The sequence below is a fragment of the Streptomyces sp. NPDC048255 genome, assembly GCF_040652415.1.
Taxonomy (GTDB): domain Bacteria; phylum Actinomycetota; class Actinomycetes; order Streptomycetales; family Streptomycetaceae; genus Streptomyces.
This window is the reverse complement of record NZ_JBEZMA010000158.1, coordinates 1-1,119: the sequence shown is the minus strand read 5'-3', so window position 1 is coordinate 1,119 and position 1,119 is coordinate 1. Positions and strand designations below refer to the sequence as shown.

At 66.7% G+C, this 1,119-nt stretch carries 2 protein-coding genes; one reads left to right on the top strand and one right to left on the bottom strand.

The window, feature by feature from the left end; genetic code table 11:
* Positions 1-62: 62 nt before the first annotated feature.
* Entirely contained in the window at positions 63-539 is a 477-nt protein-coding gene (locus AB0D94_RS37935; RefSeq protein ID WP_074871385.1) for an Lrp/AsnC family transcriptional regulator, read from the bottom strand.
* A 171-nt stretch (positions 540-710) separates the two neighbouring features.
* Between AB0D94_RS37935 and AB0D94_RS37930 the strand changes: the two genes are divergently transcribed.
* The coding region (locus AB0D94_RS37930; protein WP_362062571.1) for a hypothetical protein at positions 711-1,119 on the top strand (409 nt) is incomplete at its 3' end.

The window sequence follows — 1,119 nt, the reverse complement described above, 5'->3', positions numbered from 1 at the left end:
CGGGCTTGGGGGACTTTAGGGGCATCGGATCGCAGCATCATGGGAGCAACGTCTCTCGCCCCTCACTTCCCCGGCAACGGCAACGCCTTGAACTCCTTCACCGTGCGCAGCACCAAACTGGAATTGATGTCCGCACCGCCCGCCTGATTGAGCAGGCGATCGAGCAAAAAGCGCGAGAGATGCTCCAGATCGCGCACCACGATCTGCAGCAGATAGTCCATATCGCCGGTCAGCGCATAACAGGCCACCACCTCGTCCCAGGCCCCGACGAACTCGGCGAACGCCGCGACCGCCTCGCTGTCGTGGCGGCCCAGGCGCACCCGTACGAAGGCCTGCAGGCCCAGGCCCAGCCGCGCTGCGTCGACTTCGGCGCGGTAGCCGCGGATCACGCCCTCGCGCTCCAGCCGCTGCACCCGGCGCAGGCAGGCCGAGGCCGACAGGTGCACGCGCTCGGCCAGCTCGGCGTTGGTCAGGCGGCCGTCGCGCTGCAGTTCGGCGAGCAGGACGATGTCGGTGCGGTCCAATTCGATGGTGGCCATTTTCGGCGGCTCCGGGGCAATTTACGCAAGGATGTTGCGCCAAATCGGGTTTCTGGCGCAACAACGCAAGCCTATTGCGCCGTAGCGCGGCTAAAGTCGTCTTGTCGGCCCGTTCCGGGCCAGCCAAATGCGAGCCAGCCCGATCCGGGGCCGGCCCAGGAGCGAGACGGTATGAACACCACCCCGCAGCGCGTCGAACATCAGCTCACCGACAAGGGCTACGTGCCGGTGTACACCACCGCCATGGTCGAGCAGCCGTGGAGCGCGTATTCGGCCGACGACCACGCGGTGTGGGCGCAGTTGTTCGAACGCCAGCAGAAGGTGCTGGTGGGCCGCGCCAGCGACGAGTTCCTGCTCGCCCAGCGCGCCATGCACATGACGCCCGACCGCATCCCCAAGTTCGACGAGCTCAACCGCACCCTGCGCGCGCACACCGGCTGGGAGCTGATCGGCGTGGAAGGGCTGCTGCCGGAGCTGACCTTCTTCGATCATCTGGCCAATCGCCGCTTCCCGGTCACTTGGTGGATCCGCAAGCCCGAGCAGATCGACTACCTGTCCGAGCCGGACCTGTTCCACGACC